The sequence below is a fragment of the Propionimicrobium sp. BV2F7 genome, assembly GCF_000510445.1.
Lineage (GTDB): Bacteria > Actinomycetota > Actinomycetes > Propionibacteriales > Propionibacteriaceae > Propionimicrobium > Propionimicrobium lymphophilum.
The window spans coordinates 158556-174717 of record NZ_AZIS01000005.1 but is presented as its reverse complement, the minus strand read 5'-3'; the positions used below and the strand labels follow the sequence as shown (position 1 = coordinate 174717).

The 16162-nt window shown below is 59.1% G+C and carries 15 protein-coding genes; 7 read left to right on the top strand and 8 right to left on the bottom strand.

Translation table 11 applies throughout. The features are described from left to right. Positions 1-19 precede the first annotated feature (19 nt). From HMPREF1255_RS07235 to HMPREF1255_RS07205, 7 genes are all read left to right on the top strand, one after another. On the top strand, positions 20-1867 hold the full coding sequence (locus HMPREF1255_RS07235; RefSeq protein WP_024111551.1) for an iron ABC transporter permease: 1848 nt from the start codon (positions 20-22) through the stop codon (positions 1865-1867). A gap of 26 nt (positions 1868-1893) precedes the next feature. Next, complete coding sequence (locus HMPREF1255_RS07230; RefSeq protein ID WP_024111614.1) at positions 1894-2979, top strand: ABC transporter ATP-binding protein; 1086 nt, start codon at positions 1894-1896, stop codon at positions 2977-2979. A gap of 77 nt (positions 2980-3056) precedes the next feature. After that, positions 3057-4220: an ABC transporter substrate-binding protein gene (locus HMPREF1255_RS07225; RefSeq protein ID WP_024111451.1), complete on the top strand. Its 1164-nt coding sequence runs from the start codon at positions 3057-3059 to the stop codon at positions 4218-4220. Between the two features lie 70 nt (positions 4221-4290). Further along, positions 4291-5055, top strand: coding sequence for an HAD family hydrolase (locus HMPREF1255_RS07220; protein ID WP_024111512.1), 765 nt, complete (start codon positions 4291-4293; stop codon positions 5053-5055). Next, the gene (locus tag HMPREF1255_RS07215; protein ID WP_024111477.1) at positions 5056-5883 is read left to right on the top strand and encodes an inositol monophosphatase family protein; all 828 of its coding nucleotides are present in this window, start codon (positions 5056-5058) and stop codon (positions 5881-5883) included. A gap of 10 nt (positions 5884-5893) precedes the next feature. Further along, positions 5894-6358 carry a hypothetical protein gene (locus HMPREF1255_RS07210; RefSeq protein ID WP_024111345.1) on the top strand — a complete coding sequence of 155 codons (465 nt, stop codon included), beginning with the start codon at positions 5894-5896 and terminating at the stop codon, positions 6356-6358. Positions 6359-6395: 37 nt separating this feature from the next. After that, the gene (locus tag HMPREF1255_RS07205; protein WP_016456792.1) at positions 6396-6596 is read left to right on the top strand and encodes a hypothetical protein; all 201 of its coding nucleotides are present in this window, start codon (positions 6396-6398) and stop codon (positions 6594-6596) included. Positions 6597-6894: 298 nt separating this feature from the next. Here HMPREF1255_RS07205 and HMPREF1255_RS07200 read toward each other — a convergent pair whose 3' ends face one another. The 8 genes from HMPREF1255_RS07200 to nuoN form a co-directional block, all read right to left on the bottom strand. Further along, on the bottom strand, positions 6895-7542 hold the full coding sequence (locus HMPREF1255_RS07200; protein WP_024111540.1) for a DUF624 domain-containing protein: 648 nt from the start codon (positions 7540-7542) through the stop codon (positions 6895-6897). Beyond that, positions 7539-8585 (bottom strand): LacI family DNA-binding transcriptional regulator, encoded by a 1047-nt coding sequence (locus HMPREF1255_RS07195; RefSeq protein ID WP_024111634.1) that lies wholly within the window; start codon positions 8583-8585, stop codon positions 7539-7541. The genes HMPREF1255_RS07200 and HMPREF1255_RS07195 overlap by 4 nt, the downstream gene beginning before the upstream one ends. 5 nt (positions 8586-8590) lie before the next feature. Continuing rightward, positions 8591-10075 (bottom strand): 4-alpha-glucanotransferase, encoded by a 1485-nt coding sequence (gene malQ, locus HMPREF1255_RS07190; protein ID WP_024111371.1) that lies wholly within the window; start codon positions 10073-10075, stop codon positions 8591-8593. A gap of 3 nt (positions 10076-10078) precedes the next feature. Next, the gene (locus tag HMPREF1255_RS07185) at positions 10079-10957 is read right to left on the bottom strand and encodes a carbohydrate ABC transporter permease (RefSeq protein WP_024111442.1); all 879 of its coding nucleotides are present in this window, start codon (positions 10955-10957) and stop codon (positions 10079-10081) included. Continuing rightward, positions 10954-11799 carry a carbohydrate ABC transporter permease gene (locus HMPREF1255_RS07180; RefSeq protein ID WP_016456797.1) on the bottom strand — a complete coding sequence of 282 codons (846 nt, stop codon included), beginning with the start codon at positions 11797-11799 and terminating at the stop codon, positions 10954-10956. The genes HMPREF1255_RS07185 and HMPREF1255_RS07180 overlap by 4 nt, the downstream gene beginning before the upstream one ends. Before the next feature lie 63 nt (positions 11800-11862). Next, positions 11863-13203 (bottom strand): ABC transporter substrate-binding protein, encoded by a 1341-nt coding sequence (locus HMPREF1255_RS07175; protein WP_024111431.1) that lies wholly within the window; start codon positions 13201-13203, stop codon positions 11863-11865. A 332-nt stretch (positions 13204-13535) separates the two neighbouring features. Beyond that, on the bottom strand, positions 13536-14510 hold the full coding sequence (locus tag HMPREF1255_RS07170; protein ID WP_024111307.1) for a polyprenyl synthetase family protein: 975 nt from the start codon (positions 14508-14510) through the stop codon (positions 13536-13538). Between the two features lie 76 nt (positions 14511-14586). Then, positions 14587-16161 (bottom strand): NADH-quinone oxidoreductase subunit NuoN, encoded by a 1575-nt coding sequence (gene nuoN, locus HMPREF1255_RS07165; protein ID WP_016456800.1) that lies wholly within the window; start codon positions 16159-16161, stop codon positions 14587-14589. Position 16162 lies beyond the last annotated feature (1 nt).

Below are 16162 nucleotides of genomic sequence, written 5' to 3'. Positions count from 1 at the left end.
AAAACGAAGGAGAGCCAAATTGGGTTCTACGGAAAAGGATCCGAAGAAATCTAGTTCTTCTGATATGCCCGCGCTGAAACGCAATCGCGTGACGCTCTACCACACCAAGCTGGCTCTGCGACACCCCGCCACGATCATGGGGATAGTGCTGCTCGCTTTCTTCGCATTGATGATCCTGGCGCCCGTGGTTTCGCTGTTGCTGTCGTCCGTCCAAACCAGCTACGGCGACGAGTTCCGCACCGGCGGCGCGGGCGGTTCTTTCACCACCTACTACCTAGAGCGGGTTTTCGGCTCTGCCATTTCGCCGATCATGTTCTGGCATCCGCTCGTCAACACGCTCGGCCTCGGAGTGGTGACGATCATCGGCGCCCTGCTGATCGGTGTGCCGGTGGCCTTCCTGCTGGCCCGCAGCGACCTGCCGGGCCGCAAATGGTTCTCGACGGCGCTAATCGTCCCCTACATGATTCCTGCGTGGACGTTCGCGCTGGCCTGGCGGACGATCTTCAAGAACCGCAAGGTCGCCGGCTCCGTCGGCTGGCTGGAGAGCCTGGGCTTCACCCCGCCGGACTGGCTGGCGTACGGCCCCGTCCCGATCGCGATCATCTTTATCCTGCACTTGGTGCCGTTCGTCATTCTGCTGGTCACCAACGCTATCGCCAACATTCCCGAGGACCTGGACGAGTCTGCGCGTATCTTCGGTGCGACGCCACGCCTGCGGGCGTTGAAGATCTACCTGCCGCTGCTTCGGCCCTCGACGATCTCGGCCGCGACGCTGATCGTCGCCAAGGTAATCGGCGAATTCGGTGTGGCATACGTTTTGGGCACGCCGGTGCAGTTCAACGTGCTTTCCACGACCCTCTACCAGTCGCTGAACACGCAGCAGTCCGGCCCTGCGGCTGTGATCGCGCTAGTCATGGTGACTATCGGGGCGATCTCGTTGTGGATCGACTTCACGTTCGTCCGCAACATGAAACGCTTCACTACCGTCTCGGGCAAAGGCATGTCCAAGAAGATGCAGCGTCTGGGCAGCCTAAAGCCGTTCGCGTTTGCGTTCGCCTGCCTGATGTTCCTGGTTTCAGTGGTCATCCCGCTGGGCGTGCTGGTTTCTTCGACGATTATGCGCACCCCCGGCGACTTCAGCTTCGACAACTTGACCGCGATGTACTGGCTCGGCCACAACCTGCCGTTCGCCAACTTCAAGGACGGCGTGCTGCTCAACTCGGCCACCTGGAAGGCGATGAAGAACACGCTGCTGTTCGTGGCCGCCGCCTCGATCGGCTCGGGCGTGCTCGGCATGATGGTCGGCTACGTCTCGGTGCGTTCGCCGTGGCGCTGGCTAGGCACAACGCTTCGCACCATCACGTTCACACCGTATCTGGTGCCAGGCATCGCCTTCGCGTCGGCATACATTTCGATGTTCGCCGTGCCGCGCGGGCCGCTGCCGGCGCTCTACGGAACAGCCTGGATCTTGATCTTCGCCATGATGATGGACGAGATGCCGTTCGCGTCGCGTTCGGGCATTTCCGCCATGATGCAGCTCGGCAAGGATCCGGAAGAGGCCGGCCAGGTTCTCGGCGCAAGCTGGTGGAAGAGAATGGCCACGATCGTACTGCCTATCCAGCGCAGCGCGTTGGCCTCAGCGATCCTGCTGCCCTTCATCTCCGGCGTGCAGGGCCTGTCGCTCGTGATGGTTTTGGCGACGCCAGGCACCCAGTTGATGACCACCATGTCGATGAACCTGATCGACTCCGGTTACGACCAGGCGGCAAACGCGGTAACAGTAGTCATCTGCGCCCTGGCCCTGGTTGGCACCTGGGCTGCCCGCAAGCTGTTCAAGGCCGACCTGTCCTCGGGCATGGGTAGCTAGAAAGTCTTTTTGAGTAGAGGAAAATTATGAGCATCATTTCGCTAGAAAATGTCACTAAAAGATACCCCGGCGCCAAGGAAGCGGCAGTCGACGACATCAGCATGGAGATCAACGAGGGCGAGTTCATTTGTCTGCTCGGCCCCTCGGGTTGTGGCAAATCAACCACGCTGCGCATGATCGCTGGCCTGGAGTCCCTCAGCGACGGGAAGATCACGATCGAGGGCAAGGTCGTAGACGACGTGGCCTCCGGCACGAGGGTGCCGGCCGAGGGCCGCAAGCTGTCGCTGGTCTTCCAGTCATACGCTCTGTGGCCGCACATGAAGGTCTTCGAGAACGTGGAGTTCGGGCCGCGCTGCCAGAAACTCGGCCGCGACGAGGTCAAGAAGCGCGCGCAAGAGGCGATGCGCAAGCTCTCCATCGAGCAGTACGCCGAGCGCTACCCCTCCGAGATGTCCGGCGGCCAGCAGCAGCGCGTCGCGATCGCCCGCACGCTGGCGGCAAAGCGCAACATCATGCTGCTCGACGAGCCGTTGAGTAACCTGGACGCCCGCCTGCGTCTGGAGATGCGCTCGGAGTTCCAGCGGATCCACCAGGAGACTGGCGCAACGATGATCTTCGTTACCCACGACCAGTGGGAGGCCATGACTCTGGCAACCCGGATCGTCGTCATGAACGAGGGCATGATTCAGCAGTCCGGCACCCCGCTGGAGATCTATCAGCGCCCAGCCAACCGCTTCGTCGCAGGCTTCATGGGTTCCCCGCCCATCAACATCGTTGAGGCCGGTATCGACGACGGCCCCGGCAATCGCCTGAAGGACTGGCTGCGCGCCGAGGGCCTTGCTGCGGCGTCAGCGGGCATCCGTCCCGAAGATCTCCACTTCTCCTCCCGCGAGGAGATGCCCGCTGGGGGGCTCGGGATCGACGTACGAGTGACCGGCATTCTGCCGACTGGTGGCTCATGGATCATCGAGTCGACCGACGGCTCCAACCGTTACTTCGGCACTTCCACCCGCAAACCGAACCTGGCCTTCAACCAGGACACCGTGGCGTGGGCCGACCGCGAGGATCTGCACATTTTCGATGCAGACGGCAGACGGGTCGACTTCTCTTAAAAAGAGAAACCTACAACTGAATAGCTAACTGATAGAAAGCGGCCAGTTTCCGTCGCTTTCCCAAGAAAGGTAACAAGATGCGTAAACGCAACTGGCGTATCGGCTTCGCGGCCGGTTTCGCAGCCCTAGCGATGACCGTCACTGGTTGCGCTGGCGGCAACCCTAGCCCACAGGGCCCCGCGTCGGGCGATGCGATCAAGTCGCAGGTTGACGATAACTTCAACCTCGACGAGTTGATTGCCGCCGCCAAGGAGGAAGGCCCGATCACCATCTACGATAACGCCTCCGCAGTTGAGAAGATGGCCAAGGCTTTCACCGAGAAGTACGGCATCAAGGCAACCGGTGTTAAGGTCGACGCCGCCGAAGCGTTCGAGATGGTCACCCGCGAGGCGCAGTCGGGCAACGTGCAGGGCGACGTCATCGCTATTCAGGACGTCCCCGCGCTGACCAACAACCTGCTGCCGAACGGTCACGTCTACTCATGGATCCCCGGCGACCTGGTTGACGACATCGAGGAAAGCCAGCGCGACCCGCTGGTGCTCATCAACGACCCGAACTTCTTCAGCTACAACACCGAGGTTTACACCGAATGCCCGGTTAAGAACATCTGGGAGCTGACCACCGACAAGTGGGCAAACAAGATCGCCATGGAGGATCCGGCGGGCTCGAACAAGATGCTCGACTGGTTCAGCCAGATGAGCCAGTTCGGCGAGGATGAACTGAAGAGCGCCTACAAAGAGCAGTTCAACGAGGAGTTTTCTGGCGAGTCGGCAACCAAGGAATGGGTCAAGCGCCTGGCAGGCAACAGCCCGATTTTGACGAACTCCAACGAGGACGTCTCCGCCGCTGTTGGGGCTCCCGGTCAGGCCAACCCGCCGATCGGCCTGATAGCATCTTCGAAGTTCCGCAACGTCGAGGAGAAGGGCTACCACCAAGCCACCTGTGACGACATGAAGCCGTGGGCTGGTTTGGCAGCCCCCAAGTCGATCGTCATCGCCAAGGGCAGCAAGAACCAGAACGCAGCCAAGCTGTACGTTCACTTCGCGATGACCGAGGAGGGCATCGCCCCGCAGATCAAGGACGGAAAGTACTCTTCCAACACCTCGATCCCCCAGCCGAAGGATCCTTCCAACGCTGCTGAGCTGCGCGACGACATCTTCTTCTTCAACAACGCAGGCTCCACCACCGACTGGCGATCCCGCCAGGATTGGACCGACCTGTGGCGCACCTCCGTTAAATAACTAAAAATCCCCGGTTGTGCCTAACCTTTATGGTTAGGCACTACTTTTTTGGGGCGCAGAAAGGAAAACCATGACGCCACGCGGCCTACTACTTGATTTCGGCGGGGTAATCGTCGAAAGCACCTACAACGACGACTGGCACTTGAAGGTTGCTGACGAGCTGGAAAAGATTTTCGGGGACGAGCTGGCCGCCTGCGGCATCGACAGGCAGCGGCTTGAGATCGACGTTTTCGCCTCCGAGACCTCAGTGAAACTGCTGCGAAACGCGCAGGCACGTCCGCTCTACAGCAGGGACCTTTCCCACACCGAGTACGTGCTGGACTATCTGGGAGCCGACTGGCCCGCTTCCCTGCATCCCAAGCTCGCCCAACACGCCGACAGGATCTGCTACCTGATAGCGAGCCTGACGGAAAACCGTGTGATGCGTCCGGGCACCGTGGAGCTGCTGGAATGGTGCAAGGAGCGCACTATCCCCGTCGGTATCGTCTCCAATGCCTTGTCAGGGCAGGTTCACCGGGACTGGCTGACGGACGCCGGGATCCTGGGCTACTTCACCGCGGAGGTTTACTCTGACGAGGTCGGCGTGCGTAAGCCCGACCCGCGCCTGGTCTGGATTGGAGCCGAACGCATCGGCGTGCCCGTCGAGGAATGCTGGTACGTAGGCGATCATCTAGACCGTGACGTGCTCTGCGGCAACCGGGCGGGCGCAGGCGCGTCGGTTCTGATGCCAGCGCCGAACGCTGCGAAACGCCCGTTCAAGGTTTTCGCGACCCCCGACGTGACCGTCGCTGACCCAGCCGGGCTACTTGAGGTTTTGAAGGAAACCGAGAACTAGATGAGCAAGCAGCAGGCTATCGAGTTAGCCGAGGTCTGCCGCGGCGCTGCCACCAGCGTCGCGGCAGGGCTGCGGGAGGTTTTCCGCAGCAACATGGACGTCGAATATAAGCGTGACGTGCACGATCAGGTCACCGAGCATGACCGCGCCTGCGAGGCCGCGATCACCGATTTTTTGACTAGCCGCTGGCCCGGTGCCCGGGTGGTTGGCGAAGAGTTCGGTGCCGCTGGCGACGGCGATGTGACGTTCTACATCGACCCAATCGATGGCACCACTAATTTCGTCCAAGGTCTGGCGTTCTTTTGCACGAGTGTGGGTGCGGCCGTGAACGGCAAGCTGGTCGCCGGGGCGATTTACAACCCGATCTCCGACGAGCTGTTTTCGGCAGATGCCAAGGACGCCTGGCTGAACGGTGAAAAGCTGGTGGCTAAGGATGCCCTGCCGGCAGGCGCGGCCACGTTGATCACCGGGTACCCGACCGCGGCCGATTACCAGGCTGACGGGGAGTTAGCAGGCGAGATTTTCGCTGACCTGGTCGCGAACTTTTCGTCGCTCCGCCGCACGGGCTCAGGCGCGCTCGGGCTGTGCCACGTGGCCGCGGGCTGGACGGACGCCGTCCTTAACGCGAGCACGAGCCCCTGGGACGTGGCGGCTGGGATCCAGATTCTGCGTAACGCCGGCGGCTTCTACCAGCCGCTGTGGTATTCCCGCGAGCGAGGCCCGATCCAGGACGCGCCGGCTTACTTCGCGACCGGCCCCGGCGGCGACTACCCCGCGCTGACGCGCGCGGCGGAAAAGATAGTCGAGAACCGCACAAAAACCGGCTAGAAACCTTAACGTGTCAGTTTTGGCTCGTAGTCGAACCAAAACTGCCGCAATAAAGGTATTTGCGACGCTCCCCGATCATTTGCCTATCTCTGAGGCATATTCGGACGGCGACTATAGCGGCGTTTGGTACAGCTCCCAACGTAAGCACATGGAGAGTTGGTTTAACACCCAGGCGACGAAGGGCAAGGGCCAATATTCCCGTGAAACTCCGAACCGTTCGGCGAAGACAGCGTATAACCGGCTACTTTGCGATCAAGCGCTGCTGTGGATCAATGAGGCGCTCGGGCAAAAGGCTTCCAAGATCAAGGCGGCTGCGGATGCCGCAAAACAAGAGAAGGATCATCGTCGCCGGTGCGCAATAATTCGCAAGCACCTGCCCTGGGACGAGGTCGCCGAGCTTGCCGAGAAACAGCTACAGCCCCAAAAGAAGGTTCGCCCGAAGCAGAATAAGACGCCCTGGTTCAACATCTTTTAGCAAAACTTTCGAAGCTGTTTGGTTCTAGGCTGGGGTTATGAAATTTGGGATGCGCAAACCTTCTTTGACTCGTTCTTTGAAAGCCCGCACGACTGGGCGCGCGAAGCGGGCGATAAAGCGCGCGGTGATTCCCGGGTACGGGCGCAAGGGCATGGGGTTCATCAAGAATCCGAAGCGCTCGGTGAAGAACTCGATCTACAAGAAAACCACATTCAGCGTCTGGGACCTGTTCAAGTAGGCTCAAAATACCTAGGCAGAAACGTTATCGTGGTGCTTTTTATCCGACTACGGATGAAAAGCACCATTGGAAGATTTTTTGCTGCCTAGGCTGCACCCGATAGTGATGACGAGACCCAACGCAAGGCCATTGTCTTCGTCGGAACCTTCGCGATCTTACTTAATTGAATTACTCATCACTAACGATCTTTCCACTCGAGCTGGGCGAATCGCGGCGAAAACCGGATCAATACGTCCTTTTTGGCTCGACTACGAACCTTTTCTTTCCCGTTAATTCGCGACCCAACCCCGAAGCCTGACTAGTCCTCGATCTGGACGTCCAGTTCTTTTCTCAGCAGCAGCGTCACCAGGTAGCAGCAGAACGCCATACCGAACACCGCGAACACCAAGGCCACCGTCGCCCCGAGCCTCGGCGACTGCAGGGCCAGCAACACCGGCGCCACAAAAATCACCACGCCAACCACCGTCTTAGGCAGGTAACGAAACCCGGCCAGCAGCGACGCCTTCGCCAGCGTGGGCAGATAGCCAACCCCGGCAGGACGATCCTCGAGCGCCCTACGAGCCAAAACCGGCCAGAACCAGACATTCACAATCGCCAACAGGCCCAAAGCCAAAAACAGCACCACAACAATCGCGTAGCGCAGCGCGCCAACCGAAATCCTGCTCACGACAAGCAGCTCCCAAGCAATCAGCCCGCCAACCAACAGGTCGAAAAGCCAAGCCATAGTGGCTGGCAAAAATGCCTTACCGAACGAGCGGAAAAAAGTTCTGAGGACCTTGCCGCCTCCGATCAGGCTCATGCACGCGGCGAACGCTCCGACCAGGGCCGCGCCGCCAGTCACCACAACCGAACCGGTGAGGGCCCAGCACAGACTGATTATCACCAGCGACGAAACCCACGACAGCGCGCTATAAAGCGGAGTGTCCGGGGCGAAACTACCACTCATCGCTGGCCCCTAGGCGGGGCAATGCTGCCACCCTCCTTGAACTGCGCAGACACCAGCTCGTGACGAGTCGGCTTGCCCTCCATGCTGTCGAACAACAACTCGCAGCTCAGCTGGGCAATCTGCTTAGCAGGCTGAACAATCGTGCTCAGCGACGGCGTAATGAAAGCGGTGACCGGTATACCATCAAACCCGACGATCGAAAGCTCCTCGGGCACGCTCATTCCTCTGCCCTGCGCTGCCTTCAATGCACCGATGGCGATGACGTCGGCAATTGCGAAAATCGCGGTGACGTCACCGTGCTCATCCAAAAGTTTGTTGGTGACGTCAAAACCATATTGATAGCTATAAGGAGACTTCCTGCCGATATCCGAATGCGGCACCAACTTCGGATCATGCTTGATGCCGGCCTCGGACAGCGCCGCATTGTATCCCTCGGTGCGCAGCCTCGCCACGGAGGTGTCCAGCGAATCGCCACCCACAAGTGCGATCTTGCGGTGCCCAAGCTCGATTAGCCGTCCAACCGCCTTCTTCGCCTCGGCGAAGTCGTCAACCGCCACGGAAGAATAGACATCCTCGGGCACGTCCTCCACCCTGCTCATCGTAGAAAGCACGAACGGCACGTTGAGTTTCTTGAAGAGGTTGGTCTCGTGCGTGAAATTACCACCAAGGAAAATAATTCCGCTGACAACATCCTCGTTGACTAGCTTCGCCGCCTCCTCGATCTCGTCGGACCAGTGCGGCACCTTGACGATCGACAACAAATAATCGCGGCTACGTGTTGCTGTCTCCATGGTGTCCAGCATCTGCTGGAAGAACGGGTTATCGATGCCCTTAATCATCAACGCGATGTTCTTATTGTTGGCTAGCTTCAAAAACCTGGCATATCGGTTAGCCCGATACCCCATCTCATCGGCAACAGCCTTAATGCGCTCGCGAGTCTGGTCGGAGACGCCCTCCTTGTCGTTCAAGGCGCGCGAAACAGTGACCACACCAACCCCGGCCTGCTTAGCCACGTCCTTGATAGTCGGACGATTAGCTACCACCTAAATCAGCCCCGTTCTGCCACCCCAACTAGGGTAGCTATTCTTGCCAACACCTCGTCGGTGAGTTCGCCATCCTTCAACCGCCACTGCCAATTATTCTCTGAGCTGGCGGGCGTGTTAATTCGTGCTTGACTACCTAGACACAGATAATCAGCCACCGGGATGATCGTGGTGTCCGCAACCGACGTCATTGCACAGGTTATCAGCGACCAGCAGAAACGTTCGACGTCGTTGCCCAGCTCGTTGACGTACACCTTGGCCATCTCGAGGTCCTTCGGCCTGATTCCGTCCAGCCAACCGGCGAGAGTGTCGTTATCGTGCGTGCCGGTGTAGCAGACACAGTTCTTGGTGAAGCTGTGTGGCAGATAGTCGGCGTCTTCGCGGGTATCGAACGCGAACTGCAGCGGCTTCATGCCCGGATATCCGGTCTGCTCGCGCAGCTGCTCCACCTCGTCTGTCAGGTAGCCCAGGTCTTCCAACACCAACGGCAGATCGCCCAGCTGGGCGCGCACCGCCGCGAAAAACTTCATGCCCGGCCCCTTGCGCCACTCGCCGAAGCGGGCGTCCTCGCTGCCGGCAGGCACCTCGTAGTAAGACTCGAGACCGCGGAAGTGGTCGATGCGCAGAATGTCGACGCGTCGCATCTGATACGAGAGCCTCTGCACCCACCAGGCGAACTTTGTGCGCTCGTGTTCGGCCCAATCGTAGATCGGGTTGCCCCAGAGCTGGCCGGTGGCCGAGAAGCTATCGGGCGGGCAGCCGGCCACCGTGATGGGCAACAGTTCGTCGTCCAGGTTGAACAGTTCCGGGTTGGCCCAGGTGTCTGCGGAATCGTAGGACACATAGATGGGCAGGTCGCCGAAAATTTTGACGCCCCTGCTGTTCGCGTAGTCGTGCAACTCGTTCCACTGCGTGAAGAAAACCCACTGCACCCACTTCTCGAACGCGATTTCGCGCTCATGGTCTGCTCGGAACTCAGCCAACGCACGAGGATCCCTGCGACGAAGCGGCTGCGGCCAGTGATCCCAAGACTGCTGGCCGTGGGCATCCTTAATCACAACGTAATCGGCGTAGTCACCCAACCACGGGTTGAGCTCGCAGAACTCCAAAAAGCTCGGGTCGGCTAGGTCGTCCGAACGCTCAAACGCCTTGCGCAGAATCAGCCCGTTGTTAGCGTGCACCAGGCCGTAGTCGACGCGCCCGTCGTCGCGTCCCCAATCGATATCCAGCTCGCTCTGGTCGATCAGTCCGGCCGAAACCAGCCGATCCAGATCGATGAAGTAGGGGTTGCCGGCATGCGTCGAGAAGCTCGAATAAGGCGAGTCCCCGAAGCCCGTCGGCCCCAGCGGCAGAATCTGCCAGATGGACTGGCGGCTTTCGACCAGCTGATCCACGAATCTCCTAGCCTGCTCACCCATCCTCCCGATGCCGTACTTGCCCGGCAAAGAGAAAATCGGCAAAAGCATGCCGGCAACCCTGTTATCTGTCACTTTTCAGCCTTTCACAGCACCAGCTACGACGCCCTCAATGATGTACTTCTGGCAAGCTAGGTAGAAAATGACAATCGGAATGATCGCCAGCACTAGCATCGCCATCAGCGCACCCATGTCATTAGAACCGTGCGAACCTACCAGCTGCTGAACCACAACCGGAATCGTCTTGTACGGAGTAGAAAGGCCGATCACCAGATACGGCAGCAGGTAGTCGTTCCACACCCACATGGCGTTCAAAATCGCCACGGTGATTGTCACCGGCTTCAGCATCGGCAGCACCACTAGGAAGTAGTTCTTGAAAGGCCCGCAGCCGTCGATCATCGAAGCTTCCTCGATCTCCAGCGGAATGGACTTAACGAAACCGGTGAAAATGAACACCGACAGGCCCGCGCCGAAGCCCAGGTACAGCAAAATCATGCCGACCGGGTTAGACAAGTGCAGGATGTCCGCGATCTGAACCGTCGGAAACATGACCGCCTGGAACGGAATCACCATCGAAAAGACGAACATAAGGTACAGGGCCTTCGTCCACCACGTCTTGACGCGGGCGATGTAGTAGGCGGTCATCGCGCAGAAGAACACTATGACGATCACCGAGCATATCGTGATGAAGAACGACCAACCCATTGCCGAGAAGAAGTTGGTGGCAATCAGGCCCTCAGTGTAGTTAGTCAGCCCGACCCAAAGCTCGTCTAGGGGCAGATCGAACGGCTGATCCGAGATGAAGAATCTGCCCTTGAACGAGTTCATCAAGATGAACAGCAGCGGACCGAGGAATACGGCCGTCAGCAAACCGAGCGCGACATAAATCAGCGACTTAGCAGCAGGGCTCTTGATCCTGGACTCAGCGGGCTTAGCCGCTTTCTTGACCTTGCTCACGCCTCTACCTCCTTGCTCTGAGTGGCACGAAGCTGCAGGAACGCGATGCCTGACACCAGCAGGAAGAAGATAATGGCCTTCGCCTGGCCAACACCGCTGACGCCGTTACGCGCGAAGAACGTGTTGACGATGTTCAGCGCCGCCATCTCCGTCGAATGGCCAGGCGCACCGTTCGTCAAAGCCAAGTTCTGGTCGTAGAGCTTGAAAGAATTAGACAACGTCAAGAAGGTGCAGATCGTGATGGACGGCATAATCATCGGCAGCGTGACGTGCCGCAGCACCTGCCAGCGATTAGCGCCGTCGATGGACGCGGCCTCGGTCAGCTCCGGCGGAACGGCCTGCAAACCAGCGATATAGATGATCATCATGTAGCCGACCATCTGCCAATTCAGCAACAGAATCAGGCCGATGAAACCGTACTTAGTGTCGGTCACCAGCGTCGTGTTCCAGTGGCGAAGAACCGCATTGATGATGGTCTGCCAGGTGTAGCCCAGGACGATTCCACCAATCAGGTTCGGCATGAAGAACACGGTTCGGAAGAAATTAGTGCCGCGTAGTTTAAGCGTCAGCAGATAGGCGATGCCGAACGCGAAAATGTTCACCGTCACCACCGCGATAACAGTGATCAACGCGGTGAATAGCAGGGCGCTCACGAAACCCTCGCGCTCGCCGAACGCGTCAATGTAGTTTTGTACGCCCACGAAAGACGCGTTAGTCACCGTCGTGAATTTGCAGAACGAAAGGTAGATACCAATTGCGAACGGCGCCAAGAACGCGATGCCGAAAGCCAGCGTCGTCGGCCCTGTGAAGACCAGACCGCATTTTTTCAAACTCTTAATCATGATTACCCCTACCCCAAAACGTGGGCCGGGCCGATCGACCCGGCCCACGTTTTGGGAGCTAGACTAAGCAGTCTGCTTTTCGGCTTTCCAGTTGGAAACGAAGTTCGCCTTGACGTCCTTCCATTCCATCTGGCCGGACGCGTAGCTGGCCAGATCAGCGCCGAAATCATCCTTGAACTGCTGCGACGGGAAGGTCGTGAAGTCCCAGGTGACATTCTTCAGCTTGGAATCGGTCAGGTAGCGGGTGACCTCCTTGGCCAACGGATCGTCAGGACGCTCGGCGTCGCTGAAAGTGTCGAATGGCGGGATGAAGCCGAGCTCGTGAACCATGTAGTTCTTGCCCTTCTCCGACTTGATCAGCCAGTTGACGAAGTCTATGGACGCCTTCTGGTCTGCCTCAGAAGCCTGAGAGTTGATGGAGAAGAAGTTCTCGGTTCCGATTGCGATGCCCTGCTCGGAATCGTTCGGCATGCCGGTGTAGATCGGCATCATCTTGATGTTCTCGGCGGTGACGGTGTTGCCGGCAACCTCGGAAACCTGCGAGAAAGCCCAGTTGCCGTTCTGAACCATTGCGGCCTTGCCGAGGGCGAACTCAGCCATCGAATCGGAGACAGCCTTTGAGCTGGCCAGCTTCGGATCGATCGTCGAGTTGTTCAGATAAAGATCGAAGATCTTCTTGAAATTTTCGTCGTACTTGAACTCAACCTCGTCCATGTTGTCGGTGTTGTTATCCGCGTACTCGCAGTGGATCGGCAGGTTTGCCAGGTGGGTCTGCCAACGCCAATCCTCGCCGGGCTTCAGCGACGTCGAGGCGAAGACGCCCTCGATGCCGAGCTGGTCCTTCTTGGCCTGCATGTCCTCGACGACGGCCTTCAGCGAATCGAAGTCCTTGATCTCGCTGGTGTCCTTTGCTTTAGCGCCGGGCAGCGCGAAGTACTTGTCCATGATGGCCTGGTTGTAGATGATGCCGTAGCCCTCAGAAACGTACGGGACGCCATACGCCTTGCCTCCGTCGGTGACGGCCATCGATTTGTCGATCAGCGCCTTGTAGAAGTCGGTGTCGGTGAGGTCGGCGGTGTAGTCCTTCCAGTTCTGGTAGCCCACCGGGCCGTTGATCTGGAACAACGTCGGGGCGTCCTTCTTGGCGATCTCCGCCTTCAGGGTCTGCTCGTAGGTGCCCGAGGCCGCGGTGACGATCTTCACCGGAACGCCGGTCTCTTTGGTGTATTCCTCACCGATCTTCTGCCATACGGCGTCTTGTTCCGGCTTGAAGCTCAGGTAGTAGACGCTGCCGGTTGCGTCGGAGCCCTCTTGCGTAGAGTTCGAGCCACATCCAGCCAGTAACGCGACCGAAGTGGTTGCAGCCAGCACGCATGTTAATGCCCGTTTTACGGCCTTTTTCATTTGTCCCCCTTTGGACATAGAAACCTAGACGGATTGAATGCAACTTCGCATCCAACTAACGGAAGCGTTTCCTGGAAACGTTTCCGTTAGTTATTAAAGCTCATAACAAGGTTTCTCGCAACCCTTTTTGGAAAATTAGTTAAAGATTTTACCGTTAATCGGGCAACCCGATTCCGTCCTAGCTCTGATTAGGTATGGCTCGACACCATACAGACCAACTGGAACCAAAAAATTCGACTACGAACCTTATGGTTCCCACTAATTTTTTACAACAGAACGGGCACCAAAAGGACCGACTATGAACCTTTTGATGCCCGATAAAAAGCTAGGAGTTATGCCGAACGAGTGACGACCTCGTCGCAAAGCTGCAACAGCCCGTCTTTGGCCTCCCCCTCGGGCAGATCTTTGATGGCGCCCCTGGCCTGATCCGCGATCTTTTCGATGCGGGCGCGGGCATCGTCGATGACGTGGTTCTGACGCAACTGCCCCAGCACATCGGCCAACACGGCGTCGTCGGAGAGATCGCCCTGGATGCGCTCGAACAGCGCCATGTCTGTGGGGTCTTCGGATGCAGCCAGCAGCAGCGTCGGCAGGGTCGGAATACCCTCGCGCAGATCCGTGCCCGGCGTCTTACCCGTGACGTCAGAGGTGATATCGATCAGATCGTCGGAAAGCTGAAAGACCAGGCCAACCGCGGAAGCATACTCAGCCAAAGCATCAACGATCTTCTGGTCTGCGCCGGCGATCATCGCGCCGAAGACGGCAGACGTGCGAATAAGCGAACCTGTCTTGCCTGCCAGCACCTCGAGGTGGTGATCGATGGGGTCTGTGCCCTCGGCCGGCCCAACAGTCTCGGCGATCTGGCCGGTGACCAGCTCGGCAAAGCACTCCGCCTGCAGTCGCACATAGTCCGGCCCCAGCCCGGCAACCAGGCTAGACGCCTTCGCGAACACGAAATCGCCGATGAGGATCGAGACGGAATTGCCATAGCGCACGTTGGCGCTGGGCACGGCGCGGCGAAGCTTCGCCTCGTCCATGACGTCGTCATGGTAGAGACTTGCGACGTGCGTCAGCTCAACAACCAAAGCGGCGTCGATTAAGTCTTTTTCGTCATAGCCGGTGCCAAACTCGGCGCAAGTCAAAACCATCGCGGGCCTGAAACGCTTACCGCCGGCCTCGATCAGGTGACGAGCGGCCTCAGTGACGAAAGGATTCTTGCTTAAAACCGCGTCGCGCAGGCCTTCCTCGACCAGGCCAAGCTGCCTTTCCAAGCGGTCCGCGAGGGCACCCTCTGCTCGATTCCCCACAAGATTCCTTCCATAAAGCCATTAGTACCGGCTACGCCAAAGCCTAGCCGGTACTAACTAAATATACGTAACCGCTTTAGCGCAGCGGCAGGATCAACAAGTCGGTGGACGAGGCCAGCAGATCCAGCAGCGGACCAGGCGCAACACCCAGCACCACAGTGCCGAGAACGCCGATCCAGATCACCAGCTGCGTGCCGATGCCTGCCGGGGCCACCGCTACGTCGTCCTGCGCCGGCTCGCGGCCGAACATGACGGCGATCAGCTTGAAATAGAACGCCATTGCCAACACCGAAGCCATCACCGCGACGCACACCAGCCACTCGAAACCGCCGCGCCAAGCCGAAGTGAACACCAGCAGCTTGCCAACGAAACCGCCGGTTAGCGGGATACCAGCCATCGACAGCAGGAAGATCGTCATCAAGATCGCCAGCAGCGGGCTGCGACGCCCAAGGCCAGCCCAGGCGTCGAACCCGGTGGCCTCCTGCGAGCCGCGACGAACCATCGTCAGAATCGCGAAAGCGCCGAGGGTGGCGAAGCCGTATGCACCAAGGTAGAACGCCATCGACGCGTACGAACCGACATGGCCATCCGCCAAACCGCTCTGCGCGGCCACAGCACCCAACATGCCCACCAGAATGAAACCCGCGTGAGCGATAGCCGAGTAGGCCAACAGACGCTTCACGTCGTTCTGCCAAAGCGCAACCGCCGAACCGATGAACATGGTTGCGACGGCGATGACGGCCAGCAGAACCTGCCAGTCCCAAGCCAGTGCACCCAGACCGACGTACAGCAGCCTGGTGAGGCCGAAGACTGCGGCTATTTTGGTGCACACCGCCATGAAAGCGGTGACCGGAGTCGGGGCGCCCTGATATACGTCCGGCACCCAGTTGTGGAACGGAACAGCGCCCATCTTGAAGGTGACGCCGACGCAGACCAGGCCGAGGCCCGCAAGCAACAGCCATGGAGACTGCTGCTCATACATCTGCGCCAGACCAATCTTCGTCAAACCGAAGCCGCCCGCGTAGCCGTAGATCAGGGCGACGCCATACAAGAACAGCGCCGAGCTGAGCGAACCCAGCAGGAAGTACTTCAGCGAGGACTCCTGGCTGAGCAAGCGACGGCGGCGAGCCAGGCTGCACAACACGTACAGCGGCAGGCTGAGGATTTCGAGGCCGACGAACATGGTTAACAGGTCGTTGGCGGCGACAAAGATCATCATGCCGGACAGCGAGAACAGCATGAGGCCGAACACCTCGGAGTGCTCCTGACGGGCAGAGATCGCGGAACGCTCAGCCTGCGACCCAGGAGGTGTCGAGGCAGCGGCGGCGAATGCCGTCTGGCCGTCATAAACCTTGCGTTCGGCAAACAGCGCAACCGAGCCGAGCGCGAAGATCAGCAGCAAGCTCCAGACCACCCAAGTGGGTCGGTCGAGGGCCAGAGCGTTGACCGCGCCGAAGTCGGCGAAACCGTCCGCCCACAGGTAGATCGTCGCGGCAAGCGCGATGACAATGATCAGGGCGCTCCAGGTGGCCTGAGCCACCGGACGGGCCAGCCTCGGCAGGACCGCCTCTAAGACGATCGAGATGATGCCGCCCAGCAGAATCACTAGCAGCGGCACCGCCGGGATGAAACTCTCAAGCATTCCCTGCATG

What these genes read in the sequence shown, in the direction of transcription:
- HMPREF1255_RS07230 (WP_024111614.1), top strand. Translation starts at nt 1,894, where the DNA reads ATGAGCATCATTTCGCTAGAAAATGTCACTAAAAGATACCCCGGCGCC.
- HMPREF1255_RS07225 (WP_024111451.1), top strand. Translation starts at nt 3,057, where the DNA reads ATGCGTAAACGCAACTGGCGTATCGGCTTCGCGGCCGGTTTCGCAGCC.
- HMPREF1255_RS07220 (WP_024111512.1), top strand. Translation starts at nt 4,291, where the DNA reads ATGACGCCACGCGGCCTACTACTTGATTTCGGCGGGGTAATCGTCGAA.
- HMPREF1255_RS07215 (WP_024111477.1), top strand. Translation starts at nt 5,056, where the DNA reads ATGAGCAAGCAGCAGGCTATCGAGTTAGCCGAGGTCTGCCGCGGCGCT.
- HMPREF1255_RS07205 (WP_016456792.1), top strand. Translation starts at nt 6,396, where the DNA reads ATGAAATTTGGGATGCGCAAACCTTCTTTGACTCGTTCTTTGAAAGCC.
- HMPREF1255_RS07200 (WP_024111540.1), bottom strand. Translation starts at nt 7,542, where the DNA reads ATGAGTGGTAGTTTCGCCCCGGACACTCCGCTTTATAGCGCGCTGTCG.
- HMPREF1255_RS07180 (WP_016456797.1), bottom strand. Translation starts at nt 11,799, where the DNA reads ATGATTAAGAGTTTGAAAAAATGCGGTCTGGTCTTCACAGGGCCGACG.
- HMPREF1255_RS07175 (WP_024111431.1), bottom strand. Translation starts at nt 13,203, where the DNA reads ATGAAAAAGGCCGTAAAACGGGCATTAACATGCGTGCTGGCTGCAACC.
- nuoN (WP_016456800.1), bottom strand. Translation starts at nt 16,161, where the DNA reads ATGCAGGGAATGCTTGAGAGTTTCATCCCGGCGGTGCCGCTGCTAGTG.